This is a genomic window from Flavobacterium sp. CR10 (genome assembly GCF_055814415.1).
Map to the genome: position 1 here is coordinate 2,359,672 of NZ_CP185985.1, position 18,058 is coordinate 2,377,729.

Genomic DNA, 18,058 nt, shown 5'->3' on the forward strand with positions numbered 1-18,058 from the left:
TTGAATAAAGCAAAGATATTTATGAAAGCAACTTTAACTTATCTCTTTCAATTTTTGTATTGGGTTTGGTTTGTGTATTTTTTCTTTTACATTATAGGAGAGATTTTTAAACTTGCTCAGTCTCCAGTAGGTGAAGGAATTGTTTTTATGGGTGTCTCAACTTTTGTTTTGTTTTTTATCGGACTTGTTCTGTATTTGTTTGCACTTACTTTTGAGATTCTAAACAAGATGAATAAATTTTTAAAAGCAGGATCTCTTGTTTTTTGTGTTCTTTTAATTGTGGTGTTTTTTATTTTTATGCGAAATAATGGTGATTTGAAAGTTTATTACTAAATAAAAAACAAAAACCTCGAGTTAAAACCTCGAGGTTCTTCATTTTAAATTCTACTCCAACTCCAAATAAGGATTTAAAGTTTCAGCTAATTCATTGAGCCAGTAAAAGCTGTCTCTTAATTTGATGATTTCACTTTGAAATGTTTCATGTTCGCTCAAAACACATAAAGCGAGTGTAAAATTTACTTGCCTTAATGTTTTAGCCATTTCAACAGGATCGATTCTGTCGTTGAAGAAATTCAAAAGTTTGATTTCGGTTTCTTTGGAAAGAGTGTTGTTAATCATATTCCTAAATTTTAGAATAATAACCCTAGGAAGTGCAATTATTTACTTATTTCACTTCTTTGGACAAGTTTATATTAGTTTATTCTTTGTGTTTAGGACTGTAAAGATATCAAAAAATACTGTAAAATAAGAAAAAGATTACGTTTTTAGAATTCACAAAGTAAAGTTACAGGATATTTTTCTTCGCGAAATATTTTCATATGATTATCAAGATCAGAAAATATGTTTTCAAATCTGTCAAAAGAAGATTCATAACCATAGCTTCCATCTTTTTTGAAACTTTCTTTAATTTTAAGTTTACCAACAACTTCAAATTTATCTTTAAAAGAAATAATATCTCTGTGTGTTACTAAACGATAGGAAAGTCCAAATAAGAAATTATCTTGATTAGCATATTCCCAAATTTCATCTACATTCGGCTGTTGTTCTAAAATAGTTTTCCAATCATAAGATGAGGGAATTTTTCTGCCAGAAATGAAACAAGATTTTAAATCTTCAACGGTTGGTTTGTTTTTGCCCTTGTATGTTGTCGTAGCTAAATCATATGTACACTGTCCCCTTTGTTGTGTAACTTTTGCACAAATTACAGCATAATAATTATTGTCTGAAAGTTGGAAAGTTAACAAATCATTTGGCTGAAAATATAGATTTTTAATAATCCTGTATTTTTTTCTTTTCCTAATTTTTAAATTTGGCAGACTTATCTTCTTTAAAAGTTTATCAAGTTCTTTTTGTCTTTTTTTACCTTCATTGGCATCGCATTCCTCGGTCCAGATTTTTACGCCAATTTTTAGTTCAATTACTCGCTTTACTTCTTCAAGAATTTCTTCGGTTAATTCACCAATTTCCCAAAAAGCAAGTGCATAAGAGGTTACAAATATTTCGTGATAGAAATCGGTATTGTCGCCGTAATCTTCTATAATAAAAGGAACTTCTTTTTTAATGGTTTCTATAGTTGCGTCGCTGTCATATAAATCCATTATTGATTCGTAAGTATCTCGAGCTAAATCACCATCGATTATTTTTACGCCGTCTGTTGCCATTGTATATTTGGAATTATTTTAAAAGAATGTCAGGCTAAATATAAAAAGTTTTGGATATTTGTTTTTAATTATGATCGAAAAAATCTTAACAGACTACATTAAATTTATCAGAAGTTTCGAAGCTTTATTAAAAGATAAATACAAACAAGACATAAATCCATGTTCGTTTTCTCGAACCTTTTTTGAAAGAATAGGATCGATTGACGGAATTGAATATTATTTTCATGGAAGTGGCTGTACTGCTAAAAAAGATGGTGTTATTTATACTTATGATATTTCAATAAACGAAATTACTTTCACGCAATGGGATCTCACAGAACTTATTAGAACTCATCCCGAATATCAAAAATTAAATTATAGTGAAGATTATATCGAATTTGAACTTTATCAATTTATAATTAAAGGAATTTTAGAATGGCTAACTCTCGAAAGAATTGAAGGAAAAGCTTTTGGATGTGTCTTTAAATGTTATAGAGTTGTAGAAGAGTCTTTTTTTATTCAATAAATCTTCTAATGAAACCAAGTGCCCTAGCCCTGATGGAAGCGGCATCCTTTTGTGGTGGGGTTCACCACAAAAGATAGAGCGGACAGCAGGAAATAGCTTCTTACCTAAATTCCAATTTTTAAATTGCTTCGCCTGTTCGCTATCGCTCGAGTCCAAATTCCAAAAGAAGAGGTTTTTGTTTCCATAAGCCTTCGACTCCGCTCAGGATGATAATCGTTTTTTATGTTTTTATGAGCCTTTTCGATGGATATAAGATCGCTCAAGATGACAATTGATTTAGAAAGAAAACCTTTGTCACTTTGCAACTTTGAGCCTTTGTACCTTATTTAAGCACAAACTCATTTTCTTTCAACTTCTTCAAAACAGCAGCAATAATTTTAGAACGGCATTCTGAGTTTTGAATCGTTGATGCGGTTTTGACCCAATAACGAACATTGAGCTGAATAACACCTGCGGCGGCGACATCGGTAATTACGGCGGCATTTTCGTGGTCTTTTTCGGTTACCTCTTCGCTGTTGCCTAGAACTTCTTTTACGAGTTCGATGGCGCGTGTATAATCAGAGCCATATTCTAGTCCAACTGTGAAAGTCTGGAGTAGAAAACCTTCGCTATTATAATTAATTAAAGTGTTTTTTATGAGAAGCGCGTTCGGAATATAAATGATCTTAGAATCGCTTTTTACTTCGGTATCACGCAGGTTGAGGTTGATGACTTCGCCTTTTACACCATTACTTTCGATAATATCGCCAATAGAAAACGGACGTTTGAAAGCGAGCAGAATTCCGGCAAGGAAATTTTCGCCAATATCTTTAAGCGCAAAACCAATAACGAAAGCCGAGATTCCGGCACCGGCAAGCATACTTTGCGCAACGCCGTCAAGACCAATAATTTTGAACATGAAGAGAACTCCAATAATAATCAGAACCGATTTGATTAAACGGGCAATAAAAGTCGCTAGAAGTCGGTCGTGCATTCTGGCTTTGAGTCGGTTTCCTGCGAAAAGGCCAATTCGCGTTGCTATAAACCACGAAACGAGAATTACGACAACGGCCAGAATAAATTTTGGCGTAAGATCGACAATACTGTAATAATAGTTTTCTAAATGTTTAAAGACGTCCTGAACGAAATTTTCCATGATAATAAGGCGTAAAATGTAAATTCTTAAAATTACGATTTCGATATTGGGAGCGTTTATAGAATTCGACTTTAATTTTATAAAAATGCGAGGCTGAGGTTTAGATAAATTGCCATTTTGTACATTTTAAACTGCTATATCTTTATATTTGTTGTCTCAATTTTTGAGGAATTATTTTAAAGAAAAAGCACCATTTAACATGTTGACCCAATCTCATTTAGAGCAATTAGCCAGCGAACTCGAAGGCACACTTTTATACGATGATCTTCATAAAACACTTTATTCGACAGATGCATCAGTGTATCGGATTCGTCCAAATGCGGTGGCTTTGCCTAAATCTACGGCTGACATTAGCAGGTTAATTCGTTTTGCGGCAGAACATAATATTTCGATTACGCCAAGAACTGCAGGAACTTCACTCGCAGGACAAGCCGTTGGCGATGGACTTGTGGTTGATGTTTCGAAACATTTTACCAAGATATTAGGTTATAATGCCGAGAAAAAAACGGTTACGGTTCAGCCTGGAGTTATTCGCGATGAACTGAATTTGTATTTAAAACCACACGGCGTTTTCTTTGCACCAATTACATCAACTTCAAATCGTGCCATGATTGGCGGAATGGTGGGAAATAATTCGTCTGGAACAACTTCAATTCGTTACGGCGTTACGCGTGATAAAATTGCGGAAGTTAAAGCGATTTTGAGCGATGGAACTGAAGTGACTTTTGGTGAATTGACTTCGGCAGAATTTATTGAGAAAACCAAAGGTGATTCTTTAGAAAATAAAATCTACAAAAGTGTTTACGACGAACTTTCGGTAAAAGAAAATCAGGAAGAAATTATAAAAGAGTTTCCGAAACCAGAAATTCACAGACGAAATACAGGTTATGCTGTTGATATTCTGCTAAAATCAGAATTATTTGGCGGAACTGAACCTACAATCAATTTAGGAAAACTGCTTTGCGGAAGCGAAGGAACTTTAGCCTTCACAACTGAAGTGACTTTAAAAGTGGACGATTTGCCGCCACCTCACAGCATTATGGTTGTGGCGCATTATCACACCATTCAGGAATCTTTAGAATCTGTTGTCGTGGCGATGAAACACCATTTGTACACTTGCGAAATGATTGATGACACAATATTGGATTGTACCAAAACAAATCGCGAACATATTAAAAACCGTTTCTTTTTGGTTGGAGAACCAAAAGCGATTATGCTGTTTGAAGTAGCGTCTCACACTTTAGAAGATGCCGAAAATCAAGCAAACGCTTTAATTGCCGATTTAGAAAAACATAATTTTGGATATGCCAGCGTTAAATTATTTGGTTCTGATATTGACAAAGCCAACGAACTGAGAAAAGCCGGACTTGGACTTTTAGGAAGTATTGTGGGCGATGACAAAGCAGCCGATTCTATTGAAGATACCGCAGTAGAATTAAGCGATTTGCCAGCATATATTGCAGAATTTTCGGCGATGATGTTGCGTCACGGACAAGAAGCGATTTATTACGCACATGCGGGTGCGGGAGAATTGCACTTGCGTCCTGTTTTGAATTTGAAGAAAACATCTGACTTAAAATTATTCAGAACCATTGCGACAGAAGTAGCGCATTTGGTGAAAAAATATAGAGGTTCGTTGAGCGGTGAACACGGCGACGGAATTGTGCGCGGAGAATTTATTCCGTTTATGATTGGTGATAAAAATTATGAATTGCTAAAAAGGTTAAAATTGGCATTTGATCCGAATTCGGTTTTGAATATAGGAAAGATTGTCAATGCCTTGAAAATGGACGAAAATCATCGTGTAATTTCGGGCAGAGTAGAACCGGACATTAAAACGTTTCAGGATTTTTCAGACAGTTTAGGAATTTTGCGTGCAGCAGAAAAATGTAACGGTTCTGGAGATTGTAGAAAAATGCCATCGGCAGGAGGAGCGATGTGTCCGAGTTATCGTGCGACTCGAAATGAGAAAGAAACAACTCGTGCGAGAGCAAATGCTTTAAGAGAATATTTGACGTATTCTGAAAAAGAAAATAAATTTGACCAGAAAGAATTATACGAAGTTTTTGAGTTGTGTGTAAGTTGTAAAGCCTGCGCTAGCGAGTGCCCAAGTAATGTTGACGTTGCGACTTTGAAAGCGGAATTTTTATATCAATATCAAAAAGCAAACGGATTCTCGACTAGAAATAAAATTTTTGCCAACAACGCCAAATTGAATAAAATGGGAAGTAAATTCCCGTCGATTACGAATTTTATATCGAATCAATCTTTTGTTAAAAAAACAATGGGAATTGCGCCAGAAAGACAAGTTCCGTTATTGGCTAAAAAGACTTTTAGAAAATGGTATCAAAACAATAAACCTGCAACAACTGATTTTCCGAATGGAAGATTGTATTTGTTTGTGGATGAATTCACGAATTATTACGACGTAAATATCGGAATTGATGCTTTCGAATTGTTGACTAAATTGGGTTATCAGGTTTTGGTTGTAGATCATGAAGAAAGCGGAAGAACGTATCTTTCAAAAGGATTTCTGGAAGAAGCAAAGAAAATCGCTAATCACAACGTAAATGTTTTTAAAGATTTGGTTTTAGCCAATGCGCCTTTGGTTGGAATTGAACCTTCTGCGATTTTGACTTTTAGAGATGAATATCTTCGTTTAGCAGATGATAAAGAGGCGGCAGAAAAGTTATCTAGAAATGCATTTACAATTGAAGAATTCTTCAAAAAAGAAATCATTGACGGAAAAATAACATCTGATTCATTTTCGGAAGAAACCAAAGAAATTAAAATTCACGGACATTGCCACCAGAAATCTTTGGGTTCGGTTGAAGCGACTTTTGCAATGCTGAATCTGCCTAAAAATAATACAGTTACGATTTACAATTCGGGATGCTGCGGAATGGCGGGTTCTTTTGGTTATGAAAAAGAACATTATCAAGTGAGTATGCAAATGGGCGAGGATACGCTTTTTCCAAAAGTGCGTAATACTGCGGAAAATGTAAAAATCGCAGCAGCAGGAACAAGTTGTCGTCATCAAATTTATGATGGGACGAAGCGTGAAGCACAGCATCCGGTTAGTATTTTGAGAAGTTGTCTTAAATTTTAAATTTTAGATTGTAGACTGTAGATTTTAGATTTAGTAAAACTCACAAAGTTTGTCATTTCGACGAAGGAGAAATCTCCGCGAGAAGCTCTACAAAGATTGGATTCTCGTTGCGGAGTTACTTGCGGAGATTTCTCCTTCGTCGAAATGACATAAAATGAGAGAAAAAATTCCCTTAAACTGTGGCAGAAAATTATTAAAGTTTAATCTTCTTTCCACTTTCAGCAGCTTTATAAATGGCGTTAATGATTCTAACATCTTTAATTCCTTCTTCGCCTGTAATATGATTTGGGAGTTTTTTATTGGCTAAAATAACTTTAGAAATCTCATCCATTTGGGTTTGTTGTTGGTTGATAACCGGAAAATTAAACGGTTTTCCATCCGATCTTTTGCCTACAAAAGGCCCATAACTTACTGCAGGACTCATCTCAAAGAAACCTTCATCGGCAGCGGCATAAAAACGGTCAATACCAAAACCACATGAACTGCTGCAATTAGCAACAGCACCGCTCGGAAATTCCATTTGCCAAGTGATATTTTCCTCAACTTGAGAAAACATATTTTTGTTATTGACATGTCCAAATTGTGCAGTAACGGCAATTGGTTCTTCGCCTAAAACATAACGCGAAACCTGAATGCAATAAATTCCTAGATTGATTAAACAACCGCCGCCGGCCCATTTTTTAGTCAGTCTCCATTGATTGCGGGCGTTTAAATCAACAGGTTTATTTATGTCACGAACATCATAAGTGCTATAGCCAAGACCAGTTTCAATATAGCGAACCTGTCCCAAAACTTTTTCTTGTCCCAATCGTTTTATTTCTAGATGATTAGGTTCGTAATGCAAGCGATAACCCATTGCCAATTGTACGTTATTATCGTTGCAAGCTTTTATCATTTCCTCACACTCTTCGGCGGTAATGGCCATTGGTTTTTCGACAATAACATGTTTTCCAGCTTTTGCAGCGCGGACAGTAAATTCTTTATGCAGTGCATTTGGAGTAACGACGTATACTAAATCAATGTCTTTATTTTTTACGATTGAATCGAAATTTTCATAGTTGTAAATATTCTTTTCAGGAATGTTATACTTCTTTTTCCATGTTTCAGCTTTTGATGGTGTTCCGGTAACTATTCCGGCAAGCTGGCAATATTCAGAGACCTGAAGTCCTTCAGATAGCAATGAAGCATAGTTTCCTAAACCGCACAAAGCAATATTTAATTTTTTTCCAGTATAAGGCTGATGTGTTTTTTCTGTTTCGGTTAGAAAAGAAGGAAGCGTAATCATTACAGCCGAAGCTCCAACACCAAGTCCTAATTTATTTACAAAAGAACGTCTTGTTATTTTTTCCATAAAATGATTCTTTAAAAATTAAATACTATTTAATTAGTAAGCCGATTTGAGGAAATGTTACATTTGTGATTGAAATAGATTTAACCGCAAAGAGCGCAATCCCGATAGCTATCGGGAGCGTGAGAAAATTTATAGACAAAGATTTGAAAAAATAATTCGTGAATTCGTGGCAGAAAAAACACCTGTAAAAACAAAATCGTTTTATATATTTGAAATCAGGATAATTTTTGCATTATTTGCAAAATAAAACAAAAAGCACTGAATTAAATTAATTTATAACAGCAAAACATTATATGGCATTTTCAAGTTTATTCCGAAAGAAAACAGTACAGGATATTCTGAAGCAGGTTGCACAGAACGAAACAGACGGTCATAATGCCTTAGGAAAACATTTGACAACTAAGGACTTAACGGCTTTTGGAATAGCAGCTATCGTTGGAGCAGGAATTTTTAGCACCATTGGAAAAGCCAGTGCAGACGGTGGACCAGCGGTTATTTTCTTATTCTTATTTACTGCTTTAGCCTGTAGTTTTGCCGCTTTTGCTTATGCAGAATTTGCTTCGATGGTCCCAGTTTCTGGAAGCGCATACACTTATTCGTATGTAGCTTTTGGAGAATTAATTGCTTGGATTATCGGTTGGGCTTTAATCATGGAATATGCCGTTGGAAATATAACCGTAGCCATATCGTGGAGTGATTATTTTACGGGACTTCTCCAGAGTGGCGGGATTCATTTACCGCAATGGATCCAAATGGATTACTTAACTGCATCAAACGGTTTTAAGGATGCCGAAGCTTTAATGCGAGGCGGAAAATCATTCGAAAATTTAAGTGTTGCGTTACAACAGGCACACACAGCTTGGACCACAGCACCAACAATAGGATCTTTCCATTTTGTAACCGATATACCAGCTTTATTCATCATTATTTTGATTACAGCTTTGGTTTATAGAGGGATGAAAGAATCTCGTAACGCAAGCAACTTAATGGTTGTCGTAAAACTTTGCGTAGTGCTTTTAGTAATTGCAGTTGGAATATTTTATGTAGATACTGCAAACTGGAGTCCGTTTGCGCCAAATGGAGTTAGCGGGGTTTTAAAAGGAGTTTCAGCAGTATTCTTCGCTTACATTGGTTTTGATGCGATTTCGACAACAGCAGAAGAATGTAAAAATCCGCAAAGAGATTTACCGCGCGGTATGATGTGGGCCATTATTATTTGTACACTTTTATATATTGCCATTGCTTTGGTTTTAACCGGAATGGTAAAATACCACGAATTAAACGTTGGAGATCCTTTGGCATTTGTATTCGATAAATTAGACTTAAAGTGGATGTCTGGAATTATCGCTGTTAGTGCAGTAGTAGCAATGGCGAGCGTTTTATTGGTTTTCCAAATGGGACAGCCTCGTATCTGGATGAGTATGAGCCGTGATGGTTTATTGCCAAAGAAATTTTCTACGGTTCATCCAAAATTCAAAACGCCTTCGTTTGCAACTATAGTTACAGGTTTTGTGGTAGCAATTCCAGCATTATTTTTAAATCTTACAATGGTAACCGATTTATGCAGTATCGGGACTTTATTTGCCTTTGTATTGGTTTGTGCAGGAGTTCTAGTATTGCAGAACAAACCTGAAATTCCTAGAGGAAAATTTAAAACGCCTTATATCAATTCAAAATTCATTTTGCCTGTTTTAATGATTGCTGGATTGTATTATGCTTTTGCATTCAACAATAAAGCTACTATGGCGTTTATCAATAACGATCCACAGATTTACGATGCTACTTCGATTGTAACTTCTTTAGATAAATCAGAATCTGATAAGGTTTTCAAATATCTAGAAAGTATCGAAGTCAACAATAAAACTGCCGAAACTTCAGATTTAGAACATTTACTAGGACAATATCAGGATGATGAAGCCAAATATGCTGAGGTTGTAAAAGGTCTTCCAATTGCTGATTCTGCAAAATATGAGTCTGGTTTTGGTTTGTTTAAACACAAAATTCCAATGTGGATATTCTTATTCGTTTTGGTTGGATTAGCGGTTTGGGCTTTCAGAAAAAACCTTTCTTTAATTCCGCTTTTAGGATTAATCTGCTGTTTGTATATGATGGCAGAGTTAAGCGTTTGGAACTGGATTTATTTTACAATCTGGTTAATCATCGGATTACTAATTTACTTTACTTACAGTAGAAAAAATAGTAAGCTGAATACCGAAAATATTAGATAAAAATAAAATTAAATACTATAAAAAGCCGTTCTGAAGTACTCAGAACGGCTTTTTGCATTCTTGATATTTTATAGAAATATTCCTATGTTTTAAAAACGCTTTTCCTTAAGTTTGTTTCTAGTGAAATTTTAAATTTTAATAAGCAATACATGAGTTTTCTCGATAAAATATTGGGCAAAAAAGAAGCTCCAATACAATCTTATAATGATTTCTGGAATTGGTTTTCAGCAAATGAAAAAGCATTTTTTAAAACGGTTCAAAGCGGAGAAAATATACATCAAGGTTTTTTTGATAAACTAGCTCCAAAGCTGGATGAAATACACGAAGGAATTTATTTCCTTACCGGAATGTTTGATGATCAGACCGCTGAATTGGTTTTGACGCCAGATGGAGCAATTAGAAACATTTACGCTATAGAAGAATTGGTTGCGAACGCTCCTAAAATTGACGGTTGGAAATTTACAGCTCTAAAACCGGCTTCGGATGTCAATAATATAGGCATTACTTATCAGGATTTTGAATTCAGTAAAGAAAACCTGAAATTTTATCCTCGTGTTCACGAAGATTATCCAGACGAAATAGATTTAGTAATTGTTTATGATCATTTTATTGAAGAGAAAAAATCTAATATAGCTAACGGAGTTTATATTTTTCTGGATAATTATTTGGGCGAACTGCATTCTGTTACCTTAATTGATAATCTTGTAGTTGCAGGACCAGAACAAACTTCGGAAGAGTTAATACCGATTGAAAAATTAAAAGATTATTTAATTTGGAGAGAAAAAGAATTTGTTGAGAAATACGAAGGAACTAGACATAATACGGAGAATGACAGTTATGCTAATTTTGAAGGTAAAAAGCAAGATGGTTCAATCGTTTTGGCTTTGATCAATACCACAATTATTGAGTGGGACAAAAAAGCATCACATCCATGGGTTTTTATAGTGGCTGTTCCTTTTGATGATTGCGATAATGGCGGATTACCAGATGAAAAGACATACAAACTATTGGATGAAATCGAAGAAGAGATTGTATACAGTTTACCAGATTCCGAAGGCTATTTAAATGTGGGAAGAGAAACCGCAAACAATAAAAGAGAAATCTTTTTTACTTGCAAAGACTTTAGAAAACCATCAAAAATTGCCGATGAATTAATTAAAAAATATAGTGGAGTTTTTGAAATAAGTTACGAAATCTACAAAGACAAATATTGGCAATCGTTTAGACATTTTGAGCCAAGATAAAGTGCAAAAAGCCGTTCTAAGATTTTAGAACGGCTTTTTAATTTCCAAAAAAAATCCGCTTAGAGAAAAGCTCTCCAGCGGATTCAAAACAATCTAAAAAAAATGTGCAAATTTATTTATAGAGTGATGTTTCTTATTTATAGGGAAGTAAAAAAAACTTAGTCCCGATAGCTATCGGGATAGCAACTCAGAACCTTAGAATCTTTTTTTAAAACTCCAAGTTCAACCATACAAGCTTTCATCATTTCGTAAGTGCGCTGAATATCGTTGTCCAAACCAATAGAAAAACGAATCAATCCATCGGTTAATCCCATTTCTTTCTGTTCTTCTAACGGAATTTCGCTAGAAGTTGAAGTTCCAGGCGCGCTAAATAACGTTTTATAAAAACCTAAACTTACCGCTAGATAGCCTAAGTTTCGTTCCTGCATTAATTCCATTAATTCGTTAGCTTTTTCTAAAGAACCTACGTCAATCGTCAGCATTCCACCAAAACCATATTCATGATTAATCATCGTTTTGTATAATTCATGACTCGGATGACTTTTCAATCCTGGATAAACCGTTTTTAAACCATCTTTTTCAAACATATCAGCCAGAAAATGCGCATTGTGGCTGTGTTGTTTAATTCGGATATGAAGTGTTCTAAGGTTTTTCATCACACTTGCAGAACGCAAACTATCCATCGTTGGTCCTAAAAGCATACTCGCACCCGAATTGACGTTTTTCAGCGAATTGATAAATTCTTTAGAAGCGCAAGTCACACCGCCAACCGTATCGCTGCTTCCGTTAATGTATTTTGTCAAACTATGAATTACAATATCAGCACCTAATTTTGCAGGAGAAACCGATAATGGTGAAAACGTATTGTCAACAACCAATTTCAAATTATGTCTTTTAGCAATTTTAGCCAAACCAGAAATATCGGCTACTTCCAAAAGCGGATTACTAACCGTTTCGCAATACAAAACTTTAGTTTTAGGTGTGATTGCAGCTTCTACAGCATTCAGTTTTGTGATGTCAACAAAGCTAGTTTCAATGCCGAATCTTGGCGTAAAGTTTTTCAAGAAAGCGTAAGTTCCGCCATAAATCGTTCGGCTTGAAACAATGTGGTCGCCTGCACCGCACAATTGCAATAGAGTAGGAGTAATAGCTCCCATTCCTGAAGCAGACACATTTGCTGTTTCCGTTCCTTCCATTGCTGCTAAGGCCTGATCTAAGTATAAATTACTAGGAGATGAATGACGCGAATATAAATAACAGCCTTCCATGTTGCCTTCAAAAGTATCAAACATGGTTTTAGCCGAAAGAAAAGTATAAGTCGATGAATCAGAAATCGACGGATTCACACCGCCAAATTCGCCAAAATATTGCAAATCCTGAATTTTATCTGCTGGGTTGAAGTTTTTCATTTTTATGTCATTGCGAGGAACGAAGCAATCTCATTCTCATGGTTAATATTATTGTTTAGAAGCAATTCCAGCTTTCCGTTTCAAGTCCTCATAAAAAATGCAAAGTTTCTAATGTTCTAAAAAGAGCTTCCGTTGGTCGCTTTTTTAAAACAAGAAACTAATGCCTTTTTTACTCCGGGCTTTCCACTTCAATCTGGGCTAGGCACTCGTTTTCAAAAGAAATTCTAGTCAAAATAATGTTTAATAAGAAAATTAATCAACTAAGAATTGAATATTTAGATTTTAAAACTATATAAATGTGTTTGTAATGATTTTTAATCTAAATTTGAATTGAGAAAATCCAATCAATAGATTTTCTTTCACCTGCAAAAACAAGCAAAAATGACTTTAGACGCTATAGATAAGAAACTTCTGGTTTTACTTCAAACCGATAGTAAAAAGACCAATAAAGAATTGTCTTTAAAACTGAATTTATCTGTAACCGCAGTTTACGAACGAATCAAAAAACTAGAACGGGAAGGCATTATAAAAAACTACGTCGCTTTAGTCGATAAATCCAAAATTGAAAAAGGATTTGTGGTTTTTTGCCATTTAAAACTCATTCAACACACAAAAGAATTTCTAACCAAATTTGAAAGCGAAGTAATCAAACTAAACGAAGTTTTAGAATGTCATCACGTAAGCGGCGATTACGATTATATTCTAAAAGTTCTCGTAAAAGATATGGAAGCGTACAGAGAATTTTTAGTAACAAAACTAACGTCGTTACAGCATATAGGTAGTACGCAAAGCATGTTTATGATTAGTGAAGTGAAGAACTCGACGGTGATTTCTTTCTAAGATGCTAAGGTTCTGAGTTGCTGAGGTTCTAAGTTTTTTTGTAGAGACGCACTGCAGTGCGTCTAACGTACAGTTTGACATCCTGAGGAACAAAGGATCACACCCGAAACTCTACAAAGATTAGCGATTTTGCATGCGGAGCTTCTAGTGTGATCCTTTGTTCCTCAGGATGACAAGTTTGCGTATAAATTTTGCGACTTTGCTTCCGATAGTTTAATTGAAAAACAAAAAAACTTTGCGTCTTCTAGCCTTTGTGGCAGAAAACCTTCCTCCAAAATTTCACACAAAAAACATTGAAAATTAAACCTCAAACAGAACTTTATTGCTTAATTTTGTAACCGCTAAAATAAAAACAAAATACTATGAGTTCATTTGACGTAGTCATTATAGGTTCAGGTCCTGGAGGATATGTATCAGCAATTCGTTGCGCACAATTAGGTTTTAAAACTGCAATTGTAGAAAAATATAATTCATTAGGCGGAACTTGCCTTAACGTAGGTTGTATTCCTTCAAAAGCATTATTATCTTCTTCTCACCATTATTCAGAAATCGCTCATTTTGCAGATCACGGAATCGAAGTTTCTGGTGATGTAAAAATCAATTTAGAGAAAATGATCGCGCGCAAACAAGCTGTTGTAGATCAAACTGTAGGTGGAATCAACTACCTAATGGATAAAAATAAAATTACTGTTTTCAATGGTTTAGGTTCTTTCGTAGATGCAACTCACATTGCTATTGCAAAAGCTGACGGAACATCTGAAACTATCGAAGCAAAATATACTGTAATCGCTACAGGATCAAAACCATCTTCTCTGCCATTCATTAAAATTGATAAAGAAAGAATCATCACTTCTACTGAAGCTTTGGCTTTAAAAGAAGTTCCAAAACACTTAGTAATTATTGGTGGAGGAGTTATCGGAATCGAGCTTGGACAAGTTTACCTTCGTTTAGGAGCTCAGGTTTCTGTAGTTGAATTCATGGACAGAATCATTCCTGGAATGGATGGAGCTCTTTCTAAAGAATTAACTAAAGTGTTGAAAAAACAAGGAATGAAATTCTACGTTTCTCATAAAGTAAAATCAGTTGAAAGAAACGGTGATGCTGTTGTAGTTCAGGCCGAAAATGCAAAAGGAGAAACTATCACTCTTGAAGGCGATTATTCATTAGTTTCTGTTGGTCGTCGTCCTTACACAGACGGATTAAACGCTGACAAGGCTGGAGTTAAAATCTCAGATAGAGGGCAAGTTGAAGTAAATGATCATTTGCAAACTAATGTTCCAAATATCTATGCTATTGGAGATGTTGTTCGTGGAGCAATGTTAGCACACAAAGCAGAGGAAGAAGGAGTAATGGTTGCTGAAATCTTAGCAGGCCAAAAACCGCATATCGATTATAACTTAATTCCTGGAGTAGTTTACACTTGGCCAGAAGTTGCTGCAGTTGGACAAACAGAAGAGCAATTGAAAGCTGCAGGAGTAAAATATAAATCAGGAAGTTTTCCATTCAAAGCTTTAGGACGTGCAAGAGCAAGTGCTGACTTAGATGGATTTGTAAAAATCTTAGCTGATGAGAAAACAGATGAGGTTTTAGGAGTTCACATGATCGGTGCTCGTACAGCAGATTTAATTGCTGAGGCGGTTACTGCAATGGAATTTAAAGCTTCTGCTGAAGATATTTCAAGAATGAGCCATGCGCATCCAACTTTCGCGGAAGCGGTAAAAGAAGCAGCATTGGCAGCAACTGAAAATAGAGCTTTACACGTATAATTTTTACGTTAAATCATATTTACAAACCGTCTCGTTAAAAAACGAGACGGTTTTTTTATGCTCCCTATAATATAATAATCAAAAATAATTTTGTAAATTAGATGTATGTTTTAGTCGCTATCTTTATGATAATTAAAAAGATAGTGTCATGAAAACTAAATATGTAGTTCCGATTTTGATTGGAGCGGGAATTGGATTCGCATTGTATTCTTGCGGAGGCGGAATTCCAAAAAATGCAAAAGCTGTAACAAACTTTGACAGCGCAAAATATCTCGGAAAGTGGTACGAAATTGCCAGAATGGATTATAAGTGGGAAAGAGATCTAGACAATGTAACTGCCGAATATTCTTTAAACGAAGATAAAACAATAAAAGTCGATAATAAGGGCTATAATGTCAAAAAAGACAAGTGGGAACAAAGTGTCGGGAAAGCTAGATTTGTCAAAAAGGACAACATTGGTATGCTGAAAGTCTCATTTTTTGGTCCTTTTTATTCTGGTTACAATGTCGTAGCAATCGATTCTGATTACAAATATGCACTTGTAGCTGGAGAGAGTTTAAAATATATGTGGGTACTTTCTCGAGAAAAAACAATTCCAGAAAGTATAAAAGCAGATTTTCTTATCAAAGCTCAGGAAATTGGATATAATGTTACCGATTTAGTCTGGGTTAAGCATGAGAGAACAAATTAAACAAAAAGCCCGTCAGATTTTCTGACGGGCTTTTTGTTTAATTTGCAAATGATTTATGCTGTAAAAACACTTTTGTAATTATCCCAGTATCTGTAAATCAAGAAAAGGTTTCCTAAGAAAAGAAGAGCTGCAATTGGCAGACCATCTGGAGTAAGGAAATAATTGATGAACAAAATATTTACCGTAATGGGTAAGATCAAGATGTTTGCTAGAGTTACGTAACGCCCAGTCACAAATGCAATTCCACACAATAACTCGATAGATTTTGCCAGTGGCATTAAATACGTGGAAGCCATTAAACCTACGTTAAAAGCCTTAAAGTTTCCCGTAGTTTCTGGTTCGGGCATGAGATGGAAAAAATAACTGATAGAGGCAAACAGTAGCAAAAGGCCAATTAAAACGCGGACAATAATTGTGGCAATTTTCATAATACTTAGGATTTTTTAAGGTTAAAAAACATAATTAAGTTATTGGAAAAGAAACAATCTATAGGCTTAAATTAGAATCGCAAATTATTTTTTTTGAGGTTCTTTTTTAAGGATCTTATAATTAAATTAATGCTCTTTTGGGATTAATCTAATTGTATATCAAATATAACGAATTTTTTCTTATAAAATGAATGTCTTTTTAACAGTTTTGCAATGTAATTCGAATCATTTGAATATTTTTTTGTTTTCTGTTAATGAAAGATTTTTGTCGTAATTTTGACCTTTAAAATTACCATTTTTGAGAGTTTCTATCCGTAAAAATATTGCCAATCCAAAACTGTTTAAAGAGCAGCTTTTAAGTTGGGCGCAGCAATTTCGTGAAGTCGTTTTTTTAGACAGTAATTCTTATCCGCAGCAGTATTCAAGTTTTGATTGTATTTTGGCAGTTGATGCCTTTACTTCTTTAAAAACAGATTATTACAACGCTTTTGAAGATTTAAAACAATATCAGCAAAACACAAAAGACTGGCTTTTTGGATATCTTTCTTATGATTTAAAGAACGATATAGAAAACCTTCAGTCGCATAATTTTGATGGCTTGAACTTTCCTGATTTGTTTTTCTTTCAGCCTAAAAAAGTTTTTATGCTAAAAGGGAATGAACTCGAAATCCAGTATTTATTGCTTTGCGATGATGAACTTGAAGAAGATTTTGAAGAAATTTTAAAAATTGAGACCGAAACATTTGTCACACTGAGCGGAGTCGAAGTGAAGCAACGCATTTCGAAAGAATTGTATGTTGAAAAAGTAAATCAAATGCTTCATCATATTCATATTGGTGATATGTACGAAGCCAATTTCTGTATGGAGTTTTATGCTGAAAATGCAGTTATAAATCCGTTAGAAAAGTTTCAGAAACTGAATGAGATTTCACAAGCGCCATTTTCGGTTTTCTTTAAAAATTACAAAAATTATTTGCTTTCAGCTTCACCAGAACGTTATTTGAAAAAAGAGGGAGAAAAGATAATTTCGCAGCCCATTAAAGGAACTTCAAAACGTTTTGCTGATCTAGCTGAAGACGAAAAATCAAAAAATATTTTAGCTTCTGATGCCAAAGAACGAGCTGAAAATATCATGATAACCGATTTGGTTCGAAATGATTTATCGCATACTGCGCAAAAGGGTTCTGTCGAGGTTGAAGAGCTTTGCGGAATTTATTCGTTTTTGCAAGTACATCAAATGATTTCTACGGTGACTTCAAAATTAGATTCTAAATTTTCTGCAGTTGATGTCTTGAAAACAACTTTTCCAATGGGAAGCATGACTGGTGCGCCAAAGATTTCGGTAATGGAAATTGTTGAAAATCTAGAAGAAACCAAAAGAGGATTATATAGCGGTGCAGTTGGTTATTTTACCCCAGAAGGCGATTTTGATTTTAATGTCGTAATCAGAAGTATTTTATACAATCAGGAAAATAAGTATGTTTCTTTTTCGGTTGGTAGCGCCATAACCTCGCTTTCAATTCCAGAAAAAGAATACGAAGAATGTTTGTTGAAGGCAAAAGCAATGCACGAAGTTTTGCGATAAAAAAGTTGCCACGAATTGCGCGAATTTGCACTAATTTTTTTTCTTCAATTCAAGGTGAAAAAATATTGCCACAGATTAAAATGATTAAAAAAATCTGTGTAAATTC

The 18,058-nt window shown here is 34.8% G+C and carries 15 protein-coding genes; 9 read left to right on the top strand and 6 right to left on the bottom strand.

Features of this window, described 5'->3' with window-relative positions; all coding sequences use genetic code 11:
- Positions 1-21: 21 nt before the first annotated feature.
- Positions 22-333, top strand: a complete 312-nt coding sequence (locus ACNRYB_RS10495) for a hypothetical protein (RefSeq protein WP_129748837.1) — start codon at positions 22-24, stop codon at positions 331-333.
- A 51-nt stretch (positions 334-384) separates the two neighbouring features.
- On the opposite strand, the gene ACNRYB_RS10500 is transcribed toward ACNRYB_RS10495, so the two are convergent.
- The gene (locus ACNRYB_RS10500) at positions 385-618 is read right to left on the bottom strand and encodes a hypothetical protein (protein ID WP_129748836.1); all 234 of its coding nucleotides are present in this window, start codon (positions 616-618) and stop codon (positions 385-387) included.
- A 146-nt stretch (positions 619-764) separates the two neighbouring features.
- A complete protein-coding gene (locus ACNRYB_RS10505) occupies positions 765-1,661 on the bottom strand; it encodes a hypothetical protein (RefSeq protein ID WP_473730013.1) in 897 nt (298 codons plus the stop codon).
- 70 nt (positions 1,662-1,731) lie between these two features.
- Here ACNRYB_RS10505 and ACNRYB_RS10510 point away from each other — a divergent pair, with 70 nt between their 5' ends.
- Positions 1,732-2,166, top strand: a complete 435-nt coding sequence (locus ACNRYB_RS10510; protein WP_473730014.1) for a DUF6896 domain-containing protein — start codon at positions 1,732-1,734, stop codon at positions 2,164-2,166.
- 322 nt (positions 2,167-2,488) lie between these two features.
- Here ACNRYB_RS10510 and ACNRYB_RS10515 read toward each other — a convergent pair whose 3' ends face one another.
- Positions 2,489-3,301 (bottom strand): mechanosensitive ion channel family protein, encoded by an 813-nt coding sequence (locus ACNRYB_RS10515; protein ID WP_473730015.1) that lies wholly within the window; start codon positions 3,299-3,301, stop codon positions 2,489-2,491.
- Positions 3,302-3,500: 199 nt separating this feature from the next.
- Here ACNRYB_RS10515 and ACNRYB_RS10520 point away from each other — a divergent pair, with 199 nt between their 5' ends.
- Positions 3,501-6,410 (top strand): FAD-binding and (Fe-S)-binding domain-containing protein, encoded by a 2,910-nt coding sequence (locus tag ACNRYB_RS10520; RefSeq protein WP_473730016.1) that lies wholly within the window; start codon positions 3,501-3,503, stop codon positions 6,408-6,410.
- A gap of 193 nt (positions 6,411-6,603) precedes the next feature.
- Here ACNRYB_RS10520 and ACNRYB_RS10525 read toward each other — a convergent pair whose 3' ends face one another.
- Entirely contained in the window at positions 6,604-7,761 is a 1,158-nt protein-coding gene (locus ACNRYB_RS10525) for a Gfo/Idh/MocA family protein (RefSeq protein WP_473730017.1), read from the bottom strand.
- A 293-nt stretch (positions 7,762-8,054) separates the two neighbouring features.
- Here ACNRYB_RS10525 and ACNRYB_RS10530 point away from each other — a divergent pair, with 293 nt between their 5' ends.
- Both ACNRYB_RS10530 and ACNRYB_RS10535 read left to right on the top strand, forming a co-directional pair.
- Positions 8,055-9,989, top strand: coding sequence for an amino acid permease (locus ACNRYB_RS10530; protein ID WP_473730018.1), 1,935 nt, complete (start codon positions 8,055-8,057; stop codon positions 9,987-9,989).
- Between the two features lie 149 nt (positions 9,990-10,138).
- On the top strand, positions 10,139-11,233 hold the full coding sequence (locus ACNRYB_RS10535; protein ID WP_473730019.1) for a DUF695 domain-containing protein: 1,095 nt from the start codon (positions 10,139-10,141) through the stop codon (positions 11,231-11,233).
- 158 nt (positions 11,234-11,391) lie between these two features.
- On the opposite strand, the gene ACNRYB_RS10540 is transcribed toward ACNRYB_RS10535, so the two are convergent.
- Entirely contained in the window at positions 11,392-12,642 is a 1,251-nt protein-coding gene (locus tag ACNRYB_RS10540) for an aminotransferase class I/II-fold pyridoxal phosphate-dependent enzyme (RefSeq protein WP_473730020.1), read from the bottom strand.
- A gap of 381 nt (positions 12,643-13,023) precedes the next feature.
- Between ACNRYB_RS10540 and ACNRYB_RS10545 the strand changes: the two genes are divergently transcribed.
- The 3 genes from ACNRYB_RS10545 (at position 13,024) to ACNRYB_RS10555 (ending at position 15,939) form a co-directional block, all read left to right on the top strand.
- Positions 13,024-13,482: an Lrp/AsnC family transcriptional regulator gene (locus ACNRYB_RS10545; RefSeq protein ID WP_473730021.1), complete on the top strand. Its 459-nt coding sequence runs from the start codon at positions 13,024-13,026 to the stop codon at positions 13,480-13,482.
- 362 nt (positions 13,483-13,844) lie between these two features.
- Positions 13,845-15,248, top strand: a complete 1,404-nt coding sequence (lpdA, locus tag ACNRYB_RS10550; RefSeq protein WP_111365430.1) for a dihydrolipoyl dehydrogenase — start codon at positions 13,845-13,847, stop codon at positions 15,246-15,248.
- A gap of 148 nt (positions 15,249-15,396) precedes the next feature.
- Entirely contained in the window at positions 15,397-15,939 is a 543-nt protein-coding gene (locus ACNRYB_RS10555; RefSeq protein ID WP_473730022.1) for a lipocalin family protein, read from the top strand.
- A 53-nt stretch (positions 15,940-15,992) separates the two neighbouring features.
- Here ACNRYB_RS10555 and ACNRYB_RS10560 read toward each other — a convergent pair whose 3' ends face one another.
- Complete coding sequence (locus tag ACNRYB_RS10560) at positions 15,993-16,367, bottom strand: DoxX family membrane protein (RefSeq protein WP_129749145.1); 375 nt, start codon at positions 16,365-16,367, stop codon at positions 15,993-15,995.
- Positions 16,368-16,665: 298 nt separating this feature from the next.
- Between ACNRYB_RS10560 and ACNRYB_RS10565 the strand changes: the two genes are divergently transcribed.
- Entirely contained in the window at positions 16,666-17,952 is a 1,287-nt protein-coding gene (locus ACNRYB_RS10565) for an anthranilate synthase component I family protein (RefSeq protein WP_473730023.1), read from the top strand.
- Positions 17,953-18,058 lie beyond the last annotated feature (106 nt).